Raw genomic sequence first — 15,462 nt, 5'->3', positions numbered from 1 at the left:
CCAATGACCAATGCCCAATGACCAATGACCTGTTTGGCCAATTCCCAATTCCCAATTCCCAATTCCCAATTCCCAATTCCCAATTCCCAATTCCCAATTCCCAATTCCCAATTCCCAATTCCCAATTCCCAATTCCCAATTCCCAATTCCCAATTCCCGATTACCAATTACCAAATATTAATTTATGGCCGCTAGTTATTCCTTTGATATTGTCAGCGATTTCGACAGGCAAGAATTAGTTAACGCTGTTGACCAAACAGTGCGGGAAATTCAAAGCCGCTACGACTTGAAAGATACCAAAACTACCGTCGAATTGGGCGCTGAAGCAATTACTGTCAACACCGACAGCGAATTTACTCTCGATGCAATTCACACTGTTTTGCAAACAAAAGCCGCCAAGCGGAATTTATCTCTGAAAATTTTTGATTACGGCAAAATTGATCCGGCTAGCGGCAGCCGCGTCCGTCAAGAAATCAAACTAAAAAAAGGGATTGACCAGGAAATTGCCAAAAAAATCACTAAATTAATTCGAGATGAGTTTAAAAAGATTCAAGGCTCAATTCAAGGTGACGCAGTGCGCGTTTCTGCCAAGGATAAAGATGATTTGCAGTTGGTAATTCAACGGTTGAAGCAAGAAGATTATCCGATGGCTTTACAGTTTACCAATTACAGGTAAATTTTTGAAAGCTCAGTATTGGATACTCGGTTTTAGGTTAGATATCTAAACCGATGACTGTTAAATCAGGAGAATGTTCGACAACAAACTGGTAATCTAACTCTTGTTTGGCTTGAGGCGGTAGAGACATTATCCATTCCAACATTCCCATTTCACCTGCTACTATCTTCGGATTGGTGACACTCAACCGCACTTTTATTTGCTCGTTGCGACTGACTGGCAGTTGCTCTTTCAAGGTCAATTTTACAGGCAGTTGCTGCAAGTTGGTCACAATTAACCGATAAGCGTAACTCGTGCGCCGCTGATTCCCGATCAGTTTTTTATCAACTTGTCTTTCCACTAATTCGCGATCGATTTTTAATCCTTCATCTATTCCTAAATTAAGTTTGAATTCTTCACCGGGCGAAATATTATCTAACTCCACACTACCGACAAAAGTGTTGTCGCGAAAGATATTTGCCTTACCGGGTAGCAAAGTTGCACCTGTCTGCGGATTGGTGACAATTGCTTGCAAATAAGCAAAGCTGACTAAACGCGGAACGGCGATGTATTGAAGTTGGGAGGGATAATTTTCGTTGAAAATAGTGACTTTGTGCGGCGTCCCGTCGCTGGGAATGTTGGTATTTCCTCCTATTTGAAAGGTGACTGTGCCGCCTGCTTTAGATACTGTTGCTGTCGCGGTTTGAGCTGCTACGGGTTCGGGTGCGGGAGGAGCACTAGAAGCCATCATTGCCAAAGCCCTCTCTGGTTCATCAATCTGTCGGCTTCGTGTTCTCATAAATTCTGCGGTTTGAGGAGATTTTGGTTGAACAATATCGATAAACCAGGGTTCGAGTTTTGGTGGCAAAGTTCCCATTCCGGGTTTTGCTGTGGATAAAGTCAGTGCTACTCCCGTCCAATCTTCGCCTGTATTTTGATTGACTTCGGCTAGGTAATTGAGATTAATTTGGTTGTTGGTAGTATTGACTCGCAAGTCGTACAGGGGAGTCCAACGGGCTTGGATTACTACATAGGAAATTTCGAGTTCAAAATTGCCGCTGCCGCTGGGTTCGATCGCAACAATGATGTTAAAACTTTGTTGGAAATGGGGAGTTTGTAGTTGGCGCAACTGCTGGCGTAAGGCTTCTATTTGCTTGTCTAATTCGCGCTGCTGTCTTTCGTGTTGTGCGATCGCACTTATGTACTTTTTATAATTACTGCCTAAAAATTTGAGTAATTCCCCGGTTTCATTCAAACCAATCTGCTGTTTGGCGATGCCGCTGGCAAAGGAACCGACGCTTTTTGCGCTCAAATTCTCGACAAAGTTGAGTTGAATTTTACGCGAGGCGATTTGGTCTTGTATGGCGCGTTTTTGGGTTTCTAACTCTTGGATTTGTGCGGTTAATTCGGCGGTGCGATCGCCCGTAGGTTCGCTGCTAAACACTGTTTCGGTGCGTACTCCCAGCAATCGCACGGCGACTGTACCCGCACCAGTGGCCCTGACTGACTCTGTGTCGAGGGTTGTGGGGAGAGAGGCTACAGTCAATTCGCGCTCGTTTCCCGTCAGGGCTACTGTGCCGCGGCGCGTTATCAGGGCGCGATCGGTGTACACTGTAACTTCAGAAATTTGCGACTCTACTATTTTGATATTATCGCGATCGAGTAAATCTGAATTAGTCATTGCTACTAATACCTCTACCAAACTCTTCCAGTGCATCTAAAGGTGAAGCAAACAAAATGCAGCGTTTGAGCAAAGACAAGTCTAACTCAGGCAGCAATTCGCTGTTTGTAATTTGCTCATAACCCTGCTCTCGCAAGCGGTAAAGTTGCAGCGTTCCATCTTCCCAAAACCAGACTTCCGGCACACCCATCAGCCGATACTTCTGAAGTTTAATCGGACTACCGCTAGTAACAACTACCTCAATACACAGATCGGGAACATCTTTTTTATTCCCGATACAATAAGATAAATCTGCCTGATACTCGACTTGACCCTCAACAATCTGGCTGTAAGCACCGCTGGGGAAAAATACAATTCTTCTTTGTATAAAAAACTGTCCCATTAGCAAGGCAAGCAGACACCGAATCTCTTCGTGTAATCTTCCAGTACCCACAATTTCTAAAAATCCTTGACAATAAAATAACCGCACTCCAGGCACATTCTCAAAGCTGGATTGAATTGCTTTAAACTGCTGCCAATTCAAACCGCGCCAAGTGAAATGCTGCTCGGCTGTGGGAGAAACTGTGGGATTGTCTATAGTTTGAACCATGACTGTCCTGTGGATTTAAAATGTTAGCAATAATTCAATGTTAACTCAGCGGCTCGATTCCTGCCAAATCCAATATTTGAGGAATCAAATCTTCTCGCTTGACTGCCATCAGGTGAACTCCTTGACACAATTGCCGAGCTAGCTTGACTTGTTCTGCCGCAATTTTTACGCCTTCCTGCAAAGGTGCTGGGGATTTTGCCAAACGGTCGATCGTCTCTTGCGGGATGTGAACTCCCGGCACGTATTTTTTGATAAATTCAGCATTTTTAGCTGATTTAAACAAAAAGATTCCTGCTAAAATTGGTTTGTTGCAGCCAGCAGCAATGTGGTGCATAAACTTATCAAAAACTTCAAAATCTGTAATTAATTGGCTCTGAAAAAACTGTGCTCCGGCTTCTACTTTTTTCTCGAATCGACTTTGCAAACCAGACCAACTGGGGGATTGCGGATCGACAGCGGCACCGACAAATAAATCGGTAATTCCGTCTGTTAAAGCTTTGTCGTTCCAGTCTTTGCCGCCGTTCATTTTTTGAATGACTTGCAGCAGCCGCACTGATTCTAAATCGAATACACTTTTGGCTTTTGGATGGTCGCCGGCTTTGACTGGATCGCCGGTGAGTGCCAAGATATTGTGGATGCCTAAAGCGTGGGCTCCCATGAGATCGGCTTGCAGGCCTATTTGATTGCGATCGCGGCAAGCAACTTGACAAATCGGCTCAATGCCGTGCTGCAATAGAATCGCGGAAACTGCTAGCGGGCACATTCGCAGCACTGCGCGGCTGCCGTCTGTGATATTAATAGCGTGAACTCTATTTTTTAGAAGTTCAGCCATTGCGATCGTATGAGTCATGTCGCCACCTTTTGGCGGGGCCACTTCGGCGGTAATTATAAATTCTCCGGGGGTGGTGCAAGCTGTGCGAAAACGATTCATGATTATTTTAAAGAAGGAAGTTCGGCAACGGATTCTGTAACGGATTTAACGGATGTCAGTCATTAGTCATTAGTCATTAGCCATTAGTTATTTGTTAGTTGCTACTAATGCCCAATGCCCAATGCCCAATGCCCAATGCCCAATGCCCCATGACTAATTAGGTAAAGAATAACCAAAAGCTTTTTTAACCTTAGTTAGAGTTTGGTTGGCAATGGTTTCTGCTTGTTCTTTTCCTTGACGCAATACCGACTGCAAATATCCCGGTTCGTCCATTATTTCTTTGTATTTATCCTGAATAGGTTTGAGGGCATTAATTGTTGTCTCTGTCAACAGCGGTTTAAATTCTCCCCAACCCATATCTTGACACTCCGTGGCAACTTCTTCCTTGGATTTGCCGGAAAGCAGCAGATAAAGTGTTAGCAAATTTCTAGCTTCGGGGCGTTCTGGATCGTCAAAAGTCAAGCCGCGCACCGCATCAGTTTTGCAGCGCTTGATTTTTTTGCTAATTGTCTCTGGCGAATCCAACAAGTTAATTCGACTTTGTTCAGAAGGGTCTGATTTTGACATTTTGCGAGTCCCGTCAGTCAAACTCATCACTCTCGCGCCATCAGTCCGAATTAACGGTTCGGGAAGTTTTAAAACTGGGTTTTCTGGTGTGCCAAATTGGTGGTTTAATCTGTTTACGATATCGCGGGTGAGTTCCAAATGCTGTTTTTGGTCTTCTCCTACGGGTACTTTGTCGGCATCGTAAAGCAAGATGTCTGCTGCCATCAATACGGGATAATTTAGCAAGCCGGCGTTGACGTTTTCGCCTTGTTTAACTGCTTTTTCTTTAAACTGAATCATATCTTCGAGCCAGTTGATTGGCGTTATGCAGTTTAGCAGCCATGCTAGTTCTGTGTGTGCGGGAACGTGGGATTGCACGAAAATAGTAGAATGTTCTAAATCGATGCCGCAAGCTAAATAAAGGGCGGCGATGGCGTAAGTGTCGGAGGCTAGGGTTGCTGGATTGTGCGGTGCGGTAATTGCGTGCAAATCGACTACGCAAAAGTAGTTTTCGTACTGGCTTTGGTTTTCTACCCAGTTGCGAATGGCACCGAGATAATTGCCGAGGTGTAGATTGCCTGTTGGCTGAACTCCAGAAAGAACGCGCTGTTTACCCATGAGGAAAGAAGAGAATTGAATTCACCTTTCTATATTGACACGTTATTTCAATTTCAGATACTTTTTGTTGAAATTCACTCGGCGGTTGAAACCGCGTCTACACAAACGAAGTCCGCCTTCGCGGACTGAAGAATTAATTGGGTATTTAAGGCGGATTGTTTTTGGAATTACGTTTAAATCCCAGCCTTAAAAAGCTCGCTCTCAAGTGTCAACTGTCAACTGTTTTTCGGTTTAGTGCGCCACCAAGTGATGCCGGCTGCAAAAAGGGCGATCGCAAAACTCAAGGCAAAGGAAAATACAAAGGGATGCAACTGCATTAAAATTGGGATTTGATGGTTTTGGACTGTATCGAAGAGTTTGTCTGTACCGCTGGATGCGGCGATACCACCGGCTGCTAAACCTACGCCGATCGCCTGTACGGTGCTTTCTAGGCGATCGTCCCGATATTTCTCTTTGTCTTCGCTGTTGCGGAGTGCGAGTTGGTTGGCGCGATCGCTCCTGGCTTGTTCTATTTCTACTATGCCGCGAATTGAGGCGATCGCCTGGTCGATTAAGTTTGTCCCGTGGCGGAAATATCCTAAGTCTCCGGCTATTTGCGATCTCATATAAGGAGCCGTTTTTATACTGAAGTTATTTAATATTGATAGTTCTTCCTTATCGCTTTCTACTTTAGCATATATTTGAGCTAATTTCTCATCATAATTGTTAAGATTTATCGCAATTGTATTGTCATAATCTTCTAATTTTGTCAGCCCTTGAGTGTAAGTCAGTGCTGTTTTCAGTAGCTTTTTCAACTCCTCCTTAAATTCCTGTAAATTTTCGGTAGTCAAGTCACTATCTAGTTCATCTATTCGCTGCTGCAAGCAATTAACATTATCCTCCACTTGTCTGTAAAAATCAAACATTATGCGGTGAATTTGCCTGCTGTTGTGAAAGGCTTTAATGATTTTATTCCGGTAGTAAAACAAGTCTACTATTTCCTGCTGGTAGGTAGTAAGCTTATCTTCGGATGCTTCGCTGTTGGGAAACCAGACAAGCAAGTGCCGATAATTAGCAGTTTGCTTGATTAAACCGTACTCAAAAATCGGACTCCCAAATAACTCGCCGGCGCGGTTGAAAGGAGGGCGATATTTTTCAGGAAGTAAAGCGTTACAGCATTTGTCAGCTAAAGATTGGAGGGATTCGAGACTTCGTGCTTGTGGTTGCGGGGGTAATTTAGCAGAAATTAGAATTGTTTCACCTAAAAACTCTTTCCCGGTAACTATTCCTAATAAATTTTGGGGGTTAAATGTACTCAACCATTGCGGGGAAACTTCCTCTGCACAAGTATCGGGGAAACCGACATTCAACCACAGCGCATAACTGTCTCCAATTTTGATAGGCTTAGCAAACCCGCTGACATCTAATTTAGTTTCATTGTAGCTGACTTTAGTAATAAAATCTAAGCTGATATCTGGCAACAAATCAACCCGAAAATTAGATAATTCTTCAGAAAAATTGAGTTTCGGTTTGAGTTTTTCAGAGGTAAAGCTTTCTAAAAAATCGTCGCCCCAATTCCAGAGAGGATTATCTTTGCCGCTAGCCTCGCCGATTAGGTGGAAGGCAAAAACGTAGACATTAGGTTTTAAAACTTTTTCAATTTCACTCATTAATTTTTAGGAGTATCAAATATCCGTTTTTCTAAAGATTGTATCAGCAGTGGAAATCGGCGGGGAAACTGATTTTCTGAAATATTTTCGTCTCCTTGCGGTTGGCTGGCTTTAGGGATAGCTTTGCCCCTGGTGGCGGCGGCTTTCACTGCTTCTGTGATTTCGCGATAGTTGCAACACCAATCACTCAGAATATCCGAGATTGCTTGATTTGATTCATTGTCCGCAGCCACGATTATTTCTTCAAGGGTCTTTAAGGCTGCTATGGCTGGTTCGGAAAACAAATTGGGACTGGTTTTCAAGACTTCTAGAAAGGAGTTAATCATTATTTCTGGGTTCATGGTTTGATTTACCTCTTGTAGTTTAGGATTATGTCATTTTACCATATTCACCAAGGACACGGCACTGCCGTTTCGCTACAAACATCAATGGTAGGGAAACGGCATTCCCTTATCTGATTGCGGTGTCACTACAAAACTATTGACCAACCGCACAAAAAGCCGCCCAGAAATGGGGAGATTGGTAAGGTGTGTTTTCTGGTTCTTCACCCCATGCAATATAATCTTGCATTCCGTCTTTCCTTTCATCTGAAATTAATTTAGAACCTGCAACCCATTCTAGCAAATCTTTGACAGTCACACTCCGCAGCCACAACTGAGACTCCCGCAAAGCAATCGCCACAGGCGGGCGATTTTCCCCACGCAAAAGCTCGTAAAATTTGATTGTTAAAATCGCCGTAGATACATCATTCACAGCCCACAAAGTGCTGAGTACACTTGTCGCCCCGGCATATAAAAAACCGCTGGGCAATCCGATATACTCATCTGTGGTATTCTTGATATCTGTCAACCCGGTTTCGCAGGCGGAAAGAACTACTAAACTGCACTTGATTAACTGCAAATCAAAGATTTCTTCCAGTGTCAAACATTCTGCGATATCGAAGGTTTCGCCCCGGCGGGAACGGATGTAACGCTTTTCGTCGGAGGGAACCCCCCCCAGCCCCCCCTTGCTAAGGGGGGGAGTTTGATTACCTTCTGTCTCTTCACTTACCAAGGGGAAATCCTCTCTTGTCTCCCCCCTTAGCAAGGGGGGATTAAGGGGGGTTACTTTGGCACCGGCTAAGATTAAGGATGATTTTTGGGGATTGATAAAGTCGAAGAAGCCGTGACAGGAAAAGTGGGCGATGTCGGCATTTTGCAAGCTGGCAATTTGTTGCAGCAATCCTGTCTTGCTTGCCTTTTCCCGACTCAATACTTCGGCGGGATTGAAGGATTTGGCAATGGCTTCGACTTCGATGTCGGTGAAGTCTAAATCTTCTGTGGGGTTTTGGATGGCAAAAAATTTGCTGGGTGATGTGTCTTCGGCTGTCAGATTTACCCGCTGGGATAATTGCAAAAGTTGGCAACTGGGTGTGTATCTCACGCCGCCTGGGAAAAGTTCGAGAAGACATCCAGTTTCTACGGTTTTGTCGGCTTTTTGTCGGCTGCTGGTGAGGGCGTGTAGGGGGAATAGGTGCAAGTATCGGAAGGGAACTAAGATTAATTTTTGGCAGTTTTCGGGGAGGCGAGAAATTATTTCGTCGATGTGCAGAATCTGGGCTAGTCTTTCCAGGCGGCTGTCTAGTTGGTTTTTCCAGTTGTCGTATTTTTCCTCGTCTTTGATGTCGTCGAGATATTCCTGTTGTAACTCTTCTAATGCTTGCAAGTCTTGATAGGAAGATTGCCAGATATCCGGTTGAGGAGAGTCGCGGGTAATAATGAAAACTTTAAAGCCGTTGTAGGTAATGTACCATTCTAAAATTGCTTCGTTTTCAGCTAACAGGCTGCGAATTTCTGCAAAACTAATCCGCTGTACTTGGCTGGGGAGGCTGCGGGCTTTGTGAAACAATTCTACTAGGTTTCGGGTTTTGCTTCGTTCGACGTATTCTAGGGCGGCGGTTTTGTTTCCCATTTGTAGGCAAACTTCTACCATTGACTGATAAAGGTTATTGTATTCTTCAGCTAATTTCTGTCTGTCTGCTTCGCCGCCGATAATGATTTCACTCCGCATTAATTCGACTGTCTCGATGGCAGAGTTAAAGGTATTGTAGGCTTCTGGGAGTTGGGAATTATTCTGGTAGGTAACTCCGAGATTATATAAAGTCTGAGCATTATCTATAGGAAATGCGTCGCGGGTGTAAACTTCCAAGGATGCCTCAAAAGCTGCGATCGCCAATTCCAGATTCTCGGCTTTTTCCCCTCTGATTCTGTATAGGTACGCACTCGCCAGACTGTTTTGACACGTTGCCCAGTCTTCGGGAAATGCGTCGCGGGTGTAAACTTCCAAGGATGCCTCACAAGCTGCGATCGCCAATTCCAGATTCTCGGCTTTTTCCCCTCTGATTCTGTAGAGGTACGCCATCCCCAAATTATTTTGACTCCTTGCCCATTCAAAGGGAAATGCGTCGCGAGTCCAAACTTCCAAGGATGCCTCACAAGCTGCGATCGCCAATTCCAGATTCTCGGCTTTTTCCCCTCTGATTCTGTAGAAGTAGGCACTCGCCAGACTGTTTTGAAACCTGGCCCACTTTTCTGGATACGTTTCGCGGGTGACAACAGTTAATCCTATCTCCAGACAAGCAATACCAACCTCTAAATTACTTGCCCGACTGCCTTGACGCAAATTATAAAAACGAATATTCAAACTGTATAAAAAATTAGCACCATTATATGCTTCTTCTGCATCCAAAGTTGCCAGACTTTCAGTTGCCCACTCTCGCAAATATTGAGCAAAACCATCATCTATTAATTCTAGGTTAGCTTGCAGAATCTCGATTTCTTCCTCGCTGGGACAGGTGAGGAGAGAATCAATCAGATTTTGATAGGCTTGGCGGCGTGTTTCGTTCATTGCTTACAACCCATGTTTTTAGAATTTTACATTCTTTGTCGGGGAAAAACAAGGGGGAAACCCGACTTGCTGAATCGTCTGGAGTCGTTGGAGTGTGCGTCATAAGCTGCTACGGTTTACTTAAGATTATTTATGCCCCGGAGATCCCCCTAAATCCCCCTTAAGAAGGGGGACTTTAAGAGCTTTCTTATCCCACCCTTATTAAGGGGGTTAGGGGGGATCTGTCTTAACTTAACCGTATTCTGTCATAAGCTGCTACGCCACTATGTCGTATAATATAGAGACAAGATAAGTAAGCGATCGCAATAATGAATCTATTCGGAATGAGCCAGGTTTCATTCAAAAACATCTGAATAATTTGCGATGGGCAAAAAACAAGAGGAAACTAAAATGATTTCACAAACTTTAGTAGAGATTGAACGTTCTATTAGTTCCCTGTCGATAGAAGAACAACTTTGGCTGCTGGAACGTATCGCTTGCCGAGTGCGGGAGAAAACTTACATAGCTAATAAACTCGCTAATGCTAAATACCTGGAAGCAGAGATAGCAGAGATGGCCAACGATCCAGATATTCAAGTTGAGATTGCTGCTATCAATCGAGAGTTTATTGTGGCAGAAATGGATGGTTTAGAAGCACTATGACCATTCAGCGAGGGAAAATTTATTTTGTCAATTTTAACCCAGTTCATGGAAGAGAACAAGCTGGAATGCGACCTGTTTTGGTGCTTTCCATTGATACTATCTTACTTATACCATTTTTCTAAAATCGTGCAACACTCTTCGACCCCCCCTAGCCCCCCCTTGCAAAGGGGGGGGACAAGAATACTGTTGCATTATTATTTTAAATTGGTATTATTTAAGGTGGCGGTAGAAGACCAATCAGATTTTGAGCTAATTCGAGAAATTCTTCAGCTTGGGCGATCGAATCTGCTGCTTGATTAGCCGTTACAGCATTAATTTCACCATAGTCTCCAGCATTTCGTAATTCCTGCGATCTAATTAGAAATTGGTGAAATTTCACAGGTACTCTCCCTGTACGAGCAAATTCTCTGCCAAAGGCGCTGATGACTGCGGAATGCTTGGAAAAAGATAATCCTTCACCCTCTAGAAATGCTTCAGCAATATAAAACATTGTGTAATAGGCGCGAGAAGCTGCATAATCAGGATATCCGCCATCCAATATAAATTTTGCTGCTGAAAGGCTTTGATGAGCTTTGAGGAGTAAGTTTAATTGAGCGGGTGTCATATTAAAATTCCCTCTCTACGGATATTTCTGAGCAAAGGGCCTTGATAATTAGTAAACCGTTCCTCATTCATAAAGTTGCAGCTAATTACTACGTCATTGGCTAGGGATAAATTTGCTACAATTGGGATAGTTCGATCGATTTCTTCACCGACTTGGACTGGTGCTTTGAGAACTACCAAAACATCAATATCTGAGTCGGGATGTGCGTCGCCCCGCGCTTGGGAACCGTAGAGTACCATTTGGGTGAGCCGATCGCCGTAAAGTTGCTCGAAGTGCGATCGTAATTGAGTTAGGATGGTCTTGAGTTTATCGTTGATTTTCATATTTGCGATCGATGTTATGTATTTAGTATACACATAAACTCGGCGGTTGAAACCGCGTCTACACAAACAAAGTCCGCCTTCGCGGACTAAAGATAATTAAATGAAAATAAATCACAAATCTGTCATCAATCTTGCTTTCCGCAACACAAATGTTAACACTGTTTCTTGACCGGTAATAATATCAGCCCTTCCTTCCATTCCAGATTGAATCGCATATTGACGCGGCTCATTTGCCTGGGAATTTCCGAAGAATTGACGGCTGCTGGATTGGAGTTTTGTTAAATAAGTTTTCTCTGGCTTAATCGAAACTTCGTAATAAGATCCACCTGAATTATTGGCGGGATTTTGAGGGGCGATCGCATCTGGAGCAATTTCGCTGACAGTGCCTTTCAATGTCCCGTAGTCGGGGAAAGGCAAAGCGGAAATTCTGATCTGTACGGGTTGACCGATTTGGATGCGGGCGATGTCTTGGGATGTGACTTTGGCTTTGACTATCAGGGGTACGTCGCTGGGGACGATTTGGGCGATCGCACTTCCGGCTTGTACGGTTTGACCGGTATTTTGTACTTCCAATTTGAGAATTGTACCATCAGCAGGGGCGCGGATCACACTATTTTTGAGTTGTGACTCAACTTGATTTAGCTGTTTTTTAGCTTGAGTCAATTGTTGTTGGATGGTCGATCGCTTGACGAGCAAAACCCGCCGACTTCTACCCAGTTTCTCGGCAACATCCGGCAGCGATGCGGCGATTTTGACTAAAGCGGATTCGACTAATTCCTGTTCGGCGGAACTTCCGTTTTGGGTGCTTTTAAGTTGGGCGCTGGCCAAAATTTGATTTTCCAAGTCGCGCAGTTGCTGGTTGATTTGCTGTGCTGCTGCTTGAGACTGATTAATAATATCTTGGAATTGCTTGTTTCGATCGCCCAAACGCGAACCGCCTACAACTGCGATCGCATCTCCGGCTTTCACTGTCTGATTTTCGCTGACAGCAATGCTTTCGACGGTTCCTTCGGTGGCGGCTTGCACGAGGCGCACTTCTCCGGCTGGACGGACGATCGCGTCTGCTTTGACTGTAGCGGTGTATTTGGTGACGCTAGCCAGGGCGATCGCCCCGCCAAAGGTTGCCACCATCAAAATTCCCCCCAAACTTGTCCAGCGGCTGACAGGGGGCAAAAATTCGTCGTTATTAAAGGTTTCAACGGGGGTGGGTTCGGGAGTGCGAGGCATGGCGGCTGCTGGGGGTGAGGGGAATAGTTTTGAGTTTTGAGTTGGGGGAGGAGGATTGTTTTGAGTTTTTATAGCAGTTCAAAAAAACAATGCAACTGTATATAGCCTTTCTCAGAAAGATGAGGTACTGTCGGGCATCGGGCATCGGGCATCGGGCATCGGGCATCGGGCATCGGGCATAAGGCATACCTCATCTTTCTGATAAGTGCTATACAAGCTCCCAACCCTTATAAAATCTGTTATTTCCAATTTTCTACTCTCTAATCTCAAATAGTACAAGCTAGATAAGGAAGAGATCGATCGCCTATTTCTTTTGTCACTTTTATTTTCAGTGTTCCGGATGCCAAAGATAGGTTTAGAAGTCTAAATCAAAATTCACAGGGTCAAGGTCAAAATCCGCACAGCTTTGCCGTCCCCACCCGCAAATTTCCCCAAACATCAAGAATGGTGGAAAAAGCGGGCAACATTCATGAAAATAGGACATTTCAGTAATGATTTTTGGCGCTGTTACCCGGTTTTTTGGGGAGATGTACGTAAGTAACTACATAGGTATTAATAGGAGTTCCTCATGCCGGAAAATCAACAAAATTCATTCTTTACCGAGCTAACCGAACGAGAATCGGCTACTGTCAGCGGTGGCAGCCCTACCAGCGGTATCAGCAGTAATAACAGCAACAGCGGGAACGAAAACAGCAGCAATGACCTCAATATGCTGTTTTTCATGCCGCAGCCGAACCAGTTGTATCTGTACGATCCGAACCGATCGCGCCCTTACAAAACCCTAATAGTCTAGATAGCTGAGTCTGGTAGCGATCGAAAGAAATTTGGAAAATATCTCGGTAATATTCCGGAACTCGCACAGCACTTCAAGAACTATTAGTTAGTAATTACACGAGGCTATATAAAACTTATTAAACTTATAGTTCTCGTTCCATCTTGTCAAATTAAACGGAGTCAAATCATGAAAGACACTAAAGAAAATTCACTGTTTGCTGAACTCACCCCTGAAGAATCAGCTAGCGTCAACGGCGGTTACTATTATGCCAATAATCGCTACGACTGTAACCGCGGACGCCGCCGCAGTTGGGTAGTTTACCGCCGGAATTGCGACGGTTCCTTCAGAAGAGTAGTCCGCTACGGCTACTCATAAAGTTTAGGGCTGCGAATTCAGCTCTCTAACTGTCGATCGAGAAAGCACCCATAATTTCATGGTGCTTTATTTAAGCGAGGCTGTAGAAATTTTAAATAATTTCTAGTTTCTGTTAAAAACTTTTAACCTTGAAAGGAGTCAAATCATGCAAGAAATTAAGGAAAATTCACTGTTTGCTGAACTCACCCCTGAAGAATCAGCTAGCGTCAACGGCGGTTACTATTATGCGAATAATCGCTACGACTGTAACCGCGGACGCCGCCGCAGTTGGGTAGTGTACCGCCGGAATTGCGACGGTTCCTTCAGAAGAGTAGTCCGCTACGCCTACTACTAAAGTTTATACCATTTTTCTAAAGATGTGCTATGGATGAACTCTTAGCCCCCCCTTAATAAGGGGGGGTTGGGGGGGGTAATATCTAACGCTACTGTATGAAATTGGTATTAGGGCTGTGAATTCAGCTCTCTAACTCTTGATTGAAAAGCACCCATAACTTTATGGGTGCTTTTTGCTGATTGGGTAGTTGGTGAGGAGTAGTGTTCATTATGCTCTACTCCTTATTCAATTGGCAAAATGTTAAAAAATATTCCTTTGATCGGCAAAATGCCATTATTCGGACAAGTAAACAGGTTTAAGAAATATCAGGTTGTACTCCAGCAAAGCGAAGAAGATTGTGGGGCAGCTTGTTTGGCTTCTATCGCCAAATATTACGGACAGAATTTTACAATTAGCCGCTTGCGAGAATTTGCCGGTACCGGTCAAAAGGGAACGACTTTACTGGGTTTGAAACAGGGGGCTGAGGCGATCGGCTTTAATGCTCGATCGGTGCGAGCAGCCGCTGCTATTTTAGATAAAATTGATGAAGCACCTTTGCCGGCCATTATTCACTGGAGCGGGTATCATTGGGTTGTTTTGTACGGAAAACAGGGCAATAAATATGCGATCGCAGATCCCGCCATTGGTCTGCGCTATGTTTCTAAAGAAGAATTAGCAGCGGGTTGGACAGATTGGCTGTGCTTGCTAGTAGACCCAGATCCAGAGCGGTTTTTTGCGGAAGCAGACGGTCAACCGCCCGCCAATTCCTTACAAAAATGGATGCGCCGGGTTGGGATTTACCGCCACATTTTAATCGAAGCACTGTTGATGAATGTGGTGTTGGGTTTGCTGTCGATTTCGTCGCCTTTTTTAGTTCAACTGCTCACCGACGACATCCTGGTGCGGGGCGACACGCAACTTTTGGCAAGTGTGGCGATCGCAGTTATAATTATGAATTTTTTTAGCAGCAGTTTAGGATTGGTTGAGTCAAACTTAATTGCTCAATTTTCCCAGCGTTTAGAGTTAGGATTGGTGATGGAGTTTGGGCGCAAATTTCTGCGCTTGCCTTTGAGCTTTTACGAAACCAGACGCAGCGGCGAAATCGTCAGTAGATTACAAGATATCCAAGAAATAAATAAATTAGTTTCTCAAGTAGCTATCAGCTTGCCCAGTCAATTTTTTATAGCGGTAGTTTCTTTTATTTTTATGTTATTTTACAGCACGCAACTAACGTTGGCTGCAACAGCGATCGCTCTATTGATGACTGCATCTACAGTTGTGTTTCTGCCCGCACTGCAGCAAAAAACGCGGTCTCTCTTTGTGCTGGAAGCAGAAACTCAAGGCGTTTTAGTCGAAACGTTTAAAGGTGCGTTGACTGTAAAAACTACTAGCAGCGCCCAGCAACTTTGGGAGGAATTTCAAAGCCGCTTTGGTCGCTTAGCAAATCTAACTTTCCGCACTACACAAATTGGCATTCTCAATAATATTTTGTCTGGTTTTATTGCTTCTGCGGGTGGCATGACTTTGCTGTGGTTGGGCAGCGGTTTGGTGATTGACAAGGTATTGAGTATCGGTCAGTTGCTGGCGTTTATTAGTATGAATCAAAACGTTACTACTTGGGTGACTTCTTTAGTCGGATTTAGTGATG

Annotated in this window: 17 protein-coding genes; 7 read left to right on the top strand and 10 right to left on the bottom strand. The window is 44.2% G+C overall.

Features of this window, described 5'->3' with window-relative positions; genetic code table 11:
- Positions 1-184: 184 nt before the first annotated feature.
- A complete protein-coding gene (locus WBA89_RS09115) occupies positions 185-676 on the top strand; it encodes a YajQ family cyclic di-GMP-binding protein (RefSeq protein WP_333419346.1) in 492 nt (163 codons plus the stop codon).
- A gap of 37 nt (positions 677-713) precedes the next feature.
- On the opposite strand, the gene WBA89_RS09110 is transcribed toward WBA89_RS09115, so the two are convergent.
- The 7 genes from WBA89_RS09110 to WBA89_RS09080 all read right to left on the bottom strand — a co-directional run bounded on the left by WBA89_RS09110 (position 714) and on the right by WBA89_RS09080 (position 9,555).
- Positions 714-2,336 carry a mucoidy inhibitor MuiA family protein gene (locus WBA89_RS09110; RefSeq protein ID WP_424405808.1) on the bottom strand — a complete coding sequence of 541 codons (1,623 nt, stop codon included), beginning with the start codon at positions 2,334-2,336 and terminating at the stop codon, positions 714-716.
- Entirely contained in the window at positions 2,329-2,925 is a 597-nt protein-coding gene (locus tag WBA89_RS09105) for a Uma2 family endonuclease (protein WP_424405806.1), read from the bottom strand. Before WBA89_RS09105 ends, WBA89_RS09110 begins: the two co-directional genes overlap by 8 nt.
- 40 nt (positions 2,926-2,965) lie before the next feature.
- On the bottom strand, positions 2,966-3,856 hold the full coding sequence (locus tag WBA89_RS09100) for a methylenetetrahydrofolate reductase (RefSeq protein WP_424405804.1): 891 nt from the start codon (positions 3,854-3,856) through the stop codon (positions 2,966-2,968).
- 153 nt (positions 3,857-4,009) lie between these two features.
- Positions 4,010-5,020: a tryptophan--tRNA ligase gene (trpS, locus tag WBA89_RS09095; RefSeq protein ID WP_424405802.1), complete on the bottom strand. Its 1,011-nt coding sequence runs from the start codon at positions 5,018-5,020 to the stop codon at positions 4,010-4,012.
- 215 nt (positions 5,021-5,235) lie between these two features.
- The gene (locus WBA89_RS09090; RefSeq protein ID WP_424405800.1) at positions 5,236-6,669 is read right to left on the bottom strand and encodes a hypothetical protein; all 1,434 of its coding nucleotides are present in this window, start codon (positions 6,667-6,669) and stop codon (positions 5,236-5,238) included.
- Entirely contained in the window at positions 6,669-7,010 is a 342-nt protein-coding gene (locus WBA89_RS09085) for a hypothetical protein (protein WP_424405798.1), read from the bottom strand. The genes WBA89_RS09090 and WBA89_RS09085 overlap by 1 nt, the downstream gene beginning before the upstream one ends.
- Before the next feature lie 136 nt (positions 7,011-7,146).
- Complete coding sequence (locus tag WBA89_RS09080; RefSeq protein ID WP_424405796.1) at positions 7,147-9,555, bottom strand: CHAT domain-containing protein; 2,409 nt, start codon at positions 9,553-9,555, stop codon at positions 7,147-7,149.
- A gap of 390 nt (positions 9,556-9,945) precedes the next feature.
- On the opposite strand from WBA89_RS09080, the gene WBA89_RS09075 reads away from it, so the two are divergent.
- Positions 9,946-10,197 carry a hypothetical protein gene (locus WBA89_RS09075; RefSeq protein ID WP_096831690.1) on the top strand — a complete coding sequence of 84 codons (252 nt, stop codon included), beginning with the start codon at positions 9,946-9,948 and terminating at the stop codon, positions 10,195-10,197.
- On the top strand, positions 10,194-10,319 hold the full coding sequence (locus tag WBA89_RS09070; RefSeq protein WP_424405794.1) for a type II toxin-antitoxin system PemK/MazF family toxin: 126 nt from the start codon (positions 10,194-10,196) through the stop codon (positions 10,317-10,319). The genes WBA89_RS09075 and WBA89_RS09070 overlap by 4 nt, the downstream gene beginning before the upstream one ends.
- Positions 10,320-10,411: 92 nt before the next feature.
- Here the strand turns inward: WBA89_RS09070 and WBA89_RS09065 are convergent, their stop codons facing one another.
- The 3 genes from WBA89_RS09065 to WBA89_RS09055 form a co-directional block, all read right to left on the bottom strand.
- Positions 10,412-10,801, bottom strand: coding sequence for a HEPN domain-containing protein (locus WBA89_RS09065; protein ID WP_424405792.1), 390 nt, complete (start codon positions 10,799-10,801; stop codon positions 10,412-10,414).
- Positions 10,798-11,124: a nucleotidyltransferase domain-containing protein gene (locus WBA89_RS09060; RefSeq protein ID WP_424405790.1), complete on the bottom strand. Its 327-nt coding sequence runs from the start codon at positions 11,122-11,124 to the stop codon at positions 10,798-10,800. The genes WBA89_RS09065 and WBA89_RS09060 overlap by 4 nt, the downstream gene beginning before the upstream one ends.
- A gap of 111 nt (positions 11,125-11,235) precedes the next feature.
- Complete coding sequence (locus WBA89_RS09055; protein WP_424405788.1) at positions 11,236-12,351, bottom strand: HlyD family secretion protein; 1,116 nt, start codon at positions 12,349-12,351, stop codon at positions 11,236-11,238.
- Between the two features lie 568 nt (positions 12,352-12,919).
- Between WBA89_RS09055 and WBA89_RS09050 the strand changes: the two genes are divergently transcribed.
- The 4 genes from WBA89_RS09050 to WBA89_RS09035 all read left to right on the top strand — a co-directional run.
- Positions 12,920-13,144, top strand: a complete 225-nt coding sequence (locus WBA89_RS09050; RefSeq protein WP_424405786.1) for a secretion protein HlyD — start codon at positions 12,920-12,922, stop codon at positions 13,142-13,144.
- Positions 13,145-13,312: 168 nt separating this feature from the next.
- Entirely contained in the window at positions 13,313-13,501 is a 189-nt protein-coding gene (locus WBA89_RS09045) for a hypothetical protein (RefSeq protein ID WP_424405784.1), read from the top strand.
- A gap of 145 nt (positions 13,502-13,646) precedes the next feature.
- Complete coding sequence (locus tag WBA89_RS09040; RefSeq protein ID WP_424405782.1) at positions 13,647-13,835, top strand: hypothetical protein; 189 nt, start codon at positions 13,647-13,649, stop codon at positions 13,833-13,835.
- Positions 13,836-14,072: 237 nt separating this feature from the next.
- Positions 14,073-15,462, top strand: a 1,390-nt coding sequence (locus tag WBA89_RS09035; protein WP_424405780.1) for a peptidase domain-containing ABC transporter, incomplete at its 3' end; no start/stop codon positions are given.

It is taken from the genome of Microcoleus sp. (assembly GCF_049646505.1).
GTDB lineage: Bacteria > Cyanobacteriota > Cyanobacteriia > Cyanobacteriales > Microcoleaceae > Microcoleus.
This window is presented reverse-complemented; position numbering and strand designations above follow the sequence as displayed.

Excerpts from the sequence above, each read along its gene's own strand:
- WBA89_RS09115 (WP_333419346.1), top strand. The coding sequence starts at position 185 with ATGGCCGCTAGTTATTCCTTTGATATTGTCAGCGATTTCGACAGGCAA.
- WBA89_RS09110 (WP_424405808.1), bottom strand. The coding sequence starts at position 2,336 with ATGACTAATTCAGATTTACTCGATCGCGATAATATCAAAATAGTAGAG.
- WBA89_RS09105 (WP_424405806.1), bottom strand. The coding sequence starts at position 2,925 with ATGGTTCAAACTATAGACAATCCCACAGTTTCTCCCACAGCCGAGCAG.
- WBA89_RS09100 (WP_424405804.1), bottom strand. The coding sequence starts at position 3,856 with ATGAATCGTTTTCGCACAGCTTGCACCACCCCCGGAGAATTTATAATT.
- trpS (WP_424405802.1), bottom strand. The coding sequence starts at position 5,020 with ATGGGTAAACAGCGCGTTCTTTCTGGAGTTCAGCCAACAGGCAATCTA.
- WBA89_RS09090 (WP_424405800.1), bottom strand. The coding sequence starts at position 6,669 with ATGAGTGAAATTGAAAAAGTTTTAAAACCTAATGTCTACGTTTTTGCC.
- WBA89_RS09085 (WP_424405798.1), bottom strand. The coding sequence starts at position 7,010 with ATGAACCCAGAAATAATGATTAACTCCTTTCTAGAAGTCTTGAAAACC.
- WBA89_RS09080 (WP_424405796.1), bottom strand. The coding sequence starts at position 9,555 with ATGAACGAAACACGCCGCCAAGCCTATCAAAATCTGATTGATTCTCTC.
- WBA89_RS09075 (WP_096831690.1), top strand. The coding sequence starts at position 9,946 with ATGATTTCACAAACTTTAGTAGAGATTGAACGTTCTATTAGTTCCCTG.
- WBA89_RS09070 (WP_424405794.1), top strand. The coding sequence starts at position 10,194 with ATGACCATTCAGCGAGGGAAAATTTATTTTGTCAATTTTAACCCAGTT.
- WBA89_RS09065 (WP_424405792.1), bottom strand. The coding sequence starts at position 10,801 with ATGACACCCGCTCAATTAAACTTACTCCTCAAAGCTCATCAAAGCCTT.
- WBA89_RS09060 (WP_424405790.1), bottom strand. The coding sequence starts at position 11,124 with ATGAAAATCAACGATAAACTCAAGACCATCCTAACTCAATTACGATCG.
- WBA89_RS09055 (WP_424405788.1), bottom strand. The coding sequence starts at position 12,351 with ATGCCTCGCACTCCCGAACCCACCCCCGTTGAAACCTTTAATAACGAC.
- WBA89_RS09050 (WP_424405786.1), top strand. The coding sequence starts at position 12,920 with ATGCCGGAAAATCAACAAAATTCATTCTTTACCGAGCTAACCGAACGA.
- WBA89_RS09045 (WP_424405784.1), top strand. The coding sequence starts at position 13,313 with ATGAAAGACACTAAAGAAAATTCACTGTTTGCTGAACTCACCCCTGAA.
- WBA89_RS09040 (WP_424405782.1), top strand. The coding sequence starts at position 13,647 with ATGCAAGAAATTAAGGAAAATTCACTGTTTGCTGAACTCACCCCTGAA.